This window comes from Novosphingobium hassiacum (assembly GCF_014196055.1).
Taxonomy (GTDB): Bacteria; Pseudomonadota; Alphaproteobacteria; order Sphingomonadales; family Sphingomonadaceae; genus Novosphingobium; species Novosphingobium hassiacum.
Genome location: NZ_JACICY010000035.1, coordinates 1 through 7,707 on the forward strand (window position 1 = coordinate 1; position 7,707 = coordinate 7,707).

Genomic DNA, 7,707 nt, shown 5'->3' on the forward strand with positions numbered 1-7,707 from the left:
TTTCGTCGGCGCCGAGGAAAAATTCATCGAGAAGACGACATTATGGCGTTTTATCAATGCGCTTGAGTGAGTGTCGCGTGCTTTGTCACGCCACAACCTCGCGGTACGGCACCCCAATCCGCTTGGGAGCACTCGCCCGGCGCCGCAGCAGTTGGCGCGCAAAGCGCGACGCCTCGTCCTCGCTCGCAAACGAGACCGCCCTGCCCTGCCCGCGTGAGCCGATTCGGCCCCAAGCAAATTCGACGATCGACGCGCCGAAAAGATCACGGCTTAGGGCAATGGTATAGCGCCGCGCGATATTGCGTTCGCCGCATACCGCCTCAAGCCAGACGAAGCTGCCGTGGTTCAGGCTGTCCATGCGCGGACACATGCCGCAGAAGGAATCGCGAGTTCCAACGGGAATTTTGAATCAATCGAGTCAGACTGATTCACGCAGGCGATTTATCGTTCCCGACGCCCCCAAACGGTCAGGATGGTTGCTTCGCTCAGCCTTTTTGCAAAACCGCCTCGATCGCCTTCAACACTTCAGCAGCTGTGGCACCGCTTCGGGGCGGAACCTTGAACGTGTACCCTCCCCTCGCCGAATGCGCATAACGCATGATCACCTTGCCGTTCGACCCCTTCACTTCGACATCGGAGCTCGACGACTTCACTGGTGCAACCGTTGCTCGAATGAGGCGCTTCGCAATCTCTGGCGCGGGAAGCGCTGTTCCCAAATCATTGCGCTCGGCAGCAATCGCCCGACCTTCGGCGATCATCAGATCCAACACTCGTTTGTCAGATGTCAGTGGCTTGATGTCCCTCGCGACGCGCACGGTAATGCCATGGGTATCCGGGAAAGCGGCCACGATCTCTGACGGTAGTCGCGCCACATCCAACAGGCGGCTGAGCCACGACCGAGAGATCTTGAGATGCTCGGCCATTTCACTCTGGTTCGAGTTGTAGAACTCGTCGAGCGCACGGGAATATTCCTTTGCCCGCTCCCAGTCCGAGATATCCTTCCGAGAACGATTCTCGATGTCGGAAACTCGGAAGGCCTCTTCGTCGGAGACGTTCTGGATCGTGACAAGGTATTCGAATTCGGGGTGATGGTGGGTGCGTAGCCACTGAACCGTCCACCAACGGCGAACGCCCGCAATAATCTCGAAGTCGTAATCAGGATCATCCTTTAGGCGGCGGACGATCGCTGGAATGCGTTGTTTCTTGGCAGAGAGGAATGCGTCGATGAGATCGCGGCAACTTTCTTCGGAGAGATGATCGAGATCGCGATTGTGGAGCCGCCATGGACGGCACCGTTCCGGGTCGACCCACTCGGTCCGATCGGTCACAACTTTGCCAGCCGCTATCCGTGCCAAGCTTTGACTGCGGCTCGCCATAATGCTTTCCGAGGGAGCTGGTCCGCCCACCTCGAGATCGTCATCAAGCCCTTCAGTCAGGCTGCTTCCGAAGCCCCGATTTCCCTTGGCCATAGCGTATTCCGAACCTCTCTTTTCTATTCGCCGGCGGCGATGTTGCCACGTGGCAACAACCATCTATGGCGCGCTGCGAGACCGCCAGATTTGGCGAGTTGCCACGTGGCAACATCGCCCAGAAAACTCTTAAAATCCAAATTCCAAGCCTCATGCATGACTGCTTCAGTTTATATCCATACCCTTGATATTAATATTGTTTTTGGCCACGTTGCCACGTGGCAACACCAACTAGACCGCCTCCCCTGCCCTGCTCGTCCAAGTCCGCAGGACATCAGTCTCAATCTCTTTGCAGACGTCAGTCAGATGCTTCATGCAGCGGTTGTGAACCTCATGAGAAGTCACCGGTCGATCGAGTTCAAACACCGTCTTCATTCGTGAGCTGGCGTTATCGATCTCTGCGCTGGTTTTCAGAACGGAGGTCGCCATTGAGCCGCCAAACACCTGGCGCATCATCGATAGAATTTCCCGATGCATGGACTTGCTTTCGTCCACCCTGCTCCCGACGAGGCGGATGAAGTTATAAGCCGGCTTCACCCTTCCGGCTATCTGCTCAAGCTGCTTCATCGTGGTGCGGGCCATGTCGATGAAGGACACGGTCGAAGCGAAGTCGATCACACTCGGGGGTACGGGAATAACCATCGCATTGGCCGCCTGCAGAACTGCCATCGAAACCATGCCGAGCGCCGGTGGAGGATCCATGACGACGATGTCGTAGTCGTCGACCACCGTGTCGATGGCTTCGGCGATCAAGTCGATGATGTCGAAGTTCTGATTTTGCGCCAGGTAGCCCGCAATTTCATATTCGAGATTGTAGAGCTTGAGGTTGGCCGGGATCAGATCGAGGCCATAGAAATGCGTCTTGCGGATGATGGACCGTACGCCGAGCAACTCGGGATTGTGGAAATGGCCATAGAGTGTGTCGTCCTCGGTCAAATCAACGTCTGGACGGTACCCGAACATCATTGTCGAACTGGCCTGGCTGTCGCAGTCGATAAACAGAACCCTGTAACCGTGAATGGCAAAATGCTGTGCGAGATGCAGCGCGACCGTCGATTTACCGACACCGCCTTTGAAATTCGAAATGGAGATAACCGCAGGGGTGTCCGTTGGCGCTCGCCAAGGTCGAGTACCGAAGACAGCACGCATCTGATCAAGCTCTTCCAAGGTATACTGCACTCGGTGACCAGATGCTGTTCTATCCCGTTGCGGTAGCCGCCCATCACGCTCGGCCTCTCGAATTGCCGAGGCAGTTCTCCCGACAAGCGCAGCCGCCTTCGAGATTGAATAGGATGGACCGACCTTTTGACCGGTCTCCGGATCCAGGGCACCATCACGAATTCGCTTGAGGATGGTGAGGGCTTTGCGGTGCAAGGTCCCCAGGCCGTCTTCCAAGAGTTCATCGGTCTGTGCGTCGAGCGCTGCTTCGCTAGCCATTTTCACCGCTTTGTTAGATTGAGCAGGCGAATTAGCACTCTTGGCAGTTTTGAGCAAACATCGGCCACCAACCTTACAAACTGACCGATGATCTCCGTGCCATTTTCCATTCAGGTTGCGAACTCACACCTGTCAAATCAGTCTAAAGCAGGTGACAGCTACAGGTGGGTAGGTCAGTATCGCGATGGGCAACTGGGCTTGCCCGTATGTTCGGTCACTTGGCTTTGCGCCCTTGTGGAAAACCACCGATGACCTCGGTGCAAACCGATGAATTCAGTGCATTTAAGCGATGATCTCGGTTCCCTTGAGACCGATGATCTCGGAGCCCATACCTACTAAAGGAATCTCCTAAGAAAAACCGATTCGCGAATCGCTTTTTGACAATTTGAGTTTGAGTATGGGCCAGTCCAACCAAACCGCTCTGAGATCATCGGCCATTTTGGAGGTTTGATCCCTGTAAATCCGTCAAAACTGCCAATGGCCTTGCTTTCGAACCTCAAACCTGTTGTTTAACGACCAACCCGAGGCTCCAATGAGTCGGGAAGGGACGGTTCAATGAGCGGAGACACACTGCGTCCTATCGGACATCAATACGCCCTAGCAATGCTAGGCGGTGGTGAGGAGCGAGTCAGGTCGCTCGCGCAGTCTGCCGGTACACAACTAACCATGGACGCGTTTCTACGGGTTCAGGACGAAGAACCAGTTCCGGCATTTCTGCATTCGGCACTTTGCGCAATGTCGCTGCCGACGAAGCGACCGAAGGATGATACGCAGCCGATCCTTCGCGAAGACGGAAAGTATGCACTTGCGATCAATCCCAGACCCATATTGCAAACCGTCGATGGCAAGCCGACGCTACGAAGTATCGGAGTGCCATATGGTGCTTATCCGCGCGTCGCACTGATCTATTTGCTGTCGCAAGCCGTCACCAAGCGATCGCGCGACGTCTACTTGGGCCGTAATTTCACCGAGTGGATGCGCCGTCTAGGCTACCAGACGATATCCTATGGGCCTCGCGGGACTGCCAATCTGATGCGGGAACAGGTCGACCGGCTGCTTGCCTGCGAATGGCAAATTCGTTGGGAAGGCAATGAGGGCGGTGACAACGCTTTTGCCGTTCGGGATGTCAAAATTTCGAACGAGTATGCCGGATCGCTAGAGAAGAATGGCGCATTTGCGCGCGAAATTCGGATGTCAGAGGCTTTCTATAGCCATCTGCTCGATCACGCCGTTCCGCTTAACGAGGTAGCCATTCGCGAGCTCAAAGGTACTCCGACCGCGCTCGACCTTTATACCTACCTTGCGTACCGACTGCCGCGTATTGGTAGTGACCGGGGGCAAGTAATCTCCTGGGATCAACTAGCGAAGCACTTGGGCAATGACGCCGACAACAAGCGCTTTCGGCAAACCGTGCGCGAGACCATGCAATTGGTCTCCGCGGTTTATCCCAACGCAGACGTCGATTTCAGCGGACGCAAGGTCGTCCTGAGACCTTCACCAGCACCGTTGGAGCGCAAGCTCGTAGGGCCGCACCTTCGTGCCATTGGCGCGCCAGCATTAGAAACCGCACCGAGATCATCGGTCCTCCCGGCAGTTCGCCAGCCACTTCGCGAGGCGAAGACCACTGATCCTCTGCTGCATTTCCCTAGCGGTAGCCTGACATACGGCGATAGAGAGACAAAGTTTCGGGCGATTGGTGTAGATAAGGGCGCACCCTGGTGCGTCGACACTATGGCGAACGCTTTTCGCGCCGGCTTCCCCGGGATAAAGCAAGCGCGCACCGATGCCGAGTGGCTCAGGGTCTGGGAGGCCTTCGTCATCAAATACGCCGAACGGCGTTCACAATCTGGCGCAGCTGACCGATGATTTCCGAGCACTACGACCCAGCCTAAATCGCGTCGGGGGAGGGGAGTGGGGGCGAGCTGGGCGATTATGTCCTTCGTCAGCAATCACCCCACTGCAAACCTACGTGCCCTCGTCACCCGCCTTGGTGGCAAGTGGTCAGGCAACACGGCGATGTGTCGTTGCCCTTCCCATGCAGACCGAACCCCATCACTTGCGATCCGTCAAGGAGACTGCGGCATCTTGGTGACCTGCCACGCGGGGTGCGATGCAACCGATGTTCTTCGAGCGCTTCGCCGGATCGCTGATCTCCCAAGCATCGGTCCTGCGGTGGCGACAGCACGCTCGTCCCAAAAAGCACCGCCTCATCTCAACATCTGGCAAGCTGGTCGCCCGATCGAGCAAACTCTTGCCGATCGATATGTCAGGGATGTCCGCAACATCTGGGCACCGCTGGACGACCTGCGATTTCACTCGAGGTGTCCAAGGGGGCAGGGGAGGTTTGTCCAGTTCGAACCCGCCTTACTGGTCGCTTTGCGCAAAGCTGGCGAGATCGTCGCGATCCAGCGGATATTCCTCGATCCATCAAGCGCCAGCTACACCGAAAAGCTAGTACTCGGGCGCGCAATCGGAGCTGCCTGGACCAACGGACTGCCGGGCAAGACGATAGGCCTGTGCGAGGGCTTCGAGACGGCAGCGGCCTACACCTCGCTGACCGGAATTCAGGCCTGGGCCAGCATGGGTGCCAAGCGATTCCATCAATTAGAAATTCCGCCCAGCGTCGAGCGGGTGATCCTCTTGGCCGACAACGACCCCGAAGGACGCCGCGCGGAAGCGAGGGCGCGTGAAGCGCTGGCCCGACCTGACCTCGCGATCGACACTGAATGGCCTCCCGGGCGCATGAACGACTGGGCGCAGCTCCTGAAGCGGTGAGGGGAGGGGGGTGAGAGCGTGCGTGCCGCTGATTGTCGCGAGCTCAGGAGACCTTCATGACCACCACGCTTCCCCGCGCCAGCGCGATCCTTGGCGCTGCCCGCACGCTTGCCGCAAAGCTCCTCCTCGCTGTGCCGATTGACCGCGCAGCACTGAGCGAGGCGATCACGTTGACTAGCGGAGGCAGCGACGCGGCGGGAGCCTGGCAACAACGCGACAGCTTCGAGGCGTTGGAAGTTGCGCTGGCCATGGCGATGCCGGAACTTGTCGCCCGCATGGATGCGGGCGCCGCGGTCGAAACGTTGGAAGCCCTGGCAAGGGAACTGCCGACCCATACGGTGCGCAGCGAAGACCAGATCGCGTTCCAGCAGTTCTCGACCCCACCGGCACTGGCCTACCTTGCTGTCCACCTGGCACGTCTCGCCAGCGACGATGTCCTTCTCGAGCCAAGCGCTGGCACCGGGATCATCACGTCGCTGGCCAGGGGCGCGGTCAGGTTGTGCCTGCTCAATGAGCTCGAACCAACCCGCTCCGACCTGCTTGAAGGCTTGTTCCCCGGAGCGAGCGTCTACCGCCATGACGGTGCGAAGATCGCTGCGCTGCTCGCCGGAACCGAGCGACCGAGCGCGATAGTGATGAATCCGCCGTTCTCGATCTCGCAGTCGCGCGGGGAAGACCAGAATACAGCGGCGCGGCATCTGCGCGCAGCGCTTGATCATCTGGTGCCAGGCGGCCGGGTCGTAGCGATTATGCCGGACTGGTTTACGCCGTCCGCACGCGGGGCCGAGGTCTTCCGTCGGACTCTCGAGGGCACCCGCATTGCGCTATCGCTGAGGCTCGACAAGGGTGGCTACGCCAAGCACGGCACCGGCATCGCCGTGCGCCTGCTGGTGATCGACAAGGTGCCGGGCGACACGTCGGTCTCGACGATCAACCGGGCCTCGGTCAGCGAGCTGTTTGCGGCAATCGGAGCCGTGCCAGCCCGAGCTGCGCTGCGCCAAGCTGCCGGGGCGCCCGCCACCCGGCCCAGGCTCAGCTTGTTTCGGGCGATCAAGAGCGGTCCGGCCCGGCCAGTGATCGTGCGCGCACCGCAGACCAACGATGTCAGGCCCGTCACCTACCAGGTGCTCGACCAGCCCGCTGCCATGGGCGAGCAGCGCGGGGTCTATGCCGACTATCGCCCATCGCGCGTCGTCATCCCCGAGGCTGGGGAACACCCGACCCACTTGGTTGAATCTGCCGCCATGGCGTCGATCTCCGCGCCCAGGCCCCAATACATTCCCTGCCTGCCCGAACGCACGGTGACCGCGCGGCTGCTCTCGGCTGCCCAGCTTGAAACCGTGATCTATGCCGGCGAAGCCTGGTCGCGCGATCTTCATGGCCGCTTCAGTCATCCATCCGGCGAAGTGGCGCTGAAGGAAGATCCGGACGGTCAGCTTTACCGTACCGGGTTCTTTCTGGGTGACGGGACCGGGGCGGGGAAGGGGAGGCAAGCGGCGGCGTGCATTCTTGACCAGTGGCTCAAGGGCAATCGTCGCCACATCTGGATTTCAAAGAACGCGCCGCTCCTCGAAGACGCGCAGCGCGACTGGACCGCGATAGGCGGGCTGCCGTCGGACATCCTCGAACTTGCACGCTGGAAGATCGGCGAGAAGATTACTGCGCCCGAGGGCATCCTGTTCGTGCCTTACGGCACCTTGCGCAGCTCGCGCGTCGAAGACACACGACTTGACCAGATCGTGCGCTGGGCTGGTGAAGACTTCGAAGGTGTGATCGTATTCGATGAGGCCCATGAAATGGGCGGCGTGGCCGGCGGGGAAGGGGCACTGGGGCAGAAGCAGGGCTCGCTGCAGGGCATCGCTGGTGTCCTGCTCCAGAACACGCTGCCGCGCGCCCGGGTGCTCTACGCCTCGGCAACGGGAGCATCTGACGTCAACAACCTCGCCTATGCGGTCCGTCTCGGTCTGTGGGGGCCGGGCACGGCGTTCGCGGCCCGCGAACAGTTCATCAGCGAAATCCGCGACGG

The 7,707-nt window shown here is 59.4% G+C and carries 6 protein-coding genes; 3 read left to right on the forward strand and 3 right to left on the reverse strand.

Annotated elements, in window-relative coordinates:
• Positions 1-85: 85 nt before the first annotated feature.
• The 3 genes from GGQ88_RS20740 to GGQ88_RS20750 form a co-directional block, all read right to left on the reverse strand.
• A complete protein-coding gene (locus tag GGQ88_RS20740) occupies positions 86-358 on the reverse strand; it encodes a WGR domain-containing protein (protein ID WP_183615324.1) in 273 nt (90 codons plus the stop codon).
• 127 nt (positions 359-485) lie between these two features.
• Positions 486-1,469 (reverse strand): ParB/RepB/Spo0J family partition protein, encoded by a 984-nt coding sequence (locus GGQ88_RS20745; RefSeq protein ID WP_183615325.1) that lies wholly within the window; start codon positions 1,467-1,469, stop codon positions 486-488.
• 231 nt (positions 1,470-1,700) lie between these two features.
• A complete protein-coding gene (locus tag GGQ88_RS20750; RefSeq protein ID WP_183615326.1) occupies positions 1,701-2,906 on the reverse strand; it encodes an AAA family ATPase in 1,206 nt (401 codons plus the stop codon).
• Positions 2,907-3,461: 555 nt separating this feature from the next.
• Between GGQ88_RS20750 and GGQ88_RS20755 the strand changes: the two genes are divergently transcribed.
• The 3 genes from GGQ88_RS20755 to GGQ88_RS20765 form a co-directional block, all read left to right on the forward strand.
• Positions 3,462-4,772, forward strand: coding sequence for a replication protein RepA (locus GGQ88_RS20755; RefSeq protein WP_183615327.1), 1,311 nt, complete (start codon positions 3,462-3,464; stop codon positions 4,770-4,772).
• A gap of 150 nt (positions 4,773-4,922) precedes the next feature.
• On the forward strand, positions 4,923-5,681 hold the full coding sequence (locus GGQ88_RS21870; protein WP_425490478.1) for a DUF7146 domain-containing protein: 759 nt from the start codon (positions 4,923-4,925) through the stop codon (positions 5,679-5,681).
• Between the two features lie 56 nt (positions 5,682-5,737).
• Positions 5,738-7,707 (forward strand): strawberry notch-like NTP hydrolase domain-containing protein (locus tag GGQ88_RS20765; protein WP_183615329.1); only part of this gene is annotated, 1,970 nt, incomplete at its 3' end.

What these genes read in the sequence shown, in the direction of transcription:
- GGQ88_RS20740 (WP_183615324.1), bottom strand. Translation starts at nt 358, where the DNA reads ATGGACAGCCTGAACCACGGCAGCTTCGTCTGGCTTGAGGCGGTATGC.
- GGQ88_RS20745 (WP_183615325.1), bottom strand. Translation starts at nt 1,469, where the DNA reads ATGGCCAAGGGAAATCGGGGCTTCGGAAGCAGCCTGACTGAAGGGCTT.
- GGQ88_RS20750 (WP_183615326.1), bottom strand. Translation starts at nt 2,906, where the DNA reads ATGGCTAGCGAAGCAGCGCTCGACGCACAGACCGATGAACTCTTGGAA.
- GGQ88_RS20755 (WP_183615327.1), top strand. Translation starts at nt 3,462, where the DNA reads ATGAGCGGAGACACACTGCGTCCTATCGGACATCAATACGCCCTAGCA.
- GGQ88_RS21870 (WP_425490478.1), top strand. Translation starts at nt 4,923, where the DNA reads ATGTGTCGTTGCCCTTCCCATGCAGACCGAACCCCATCACTTGCGATC.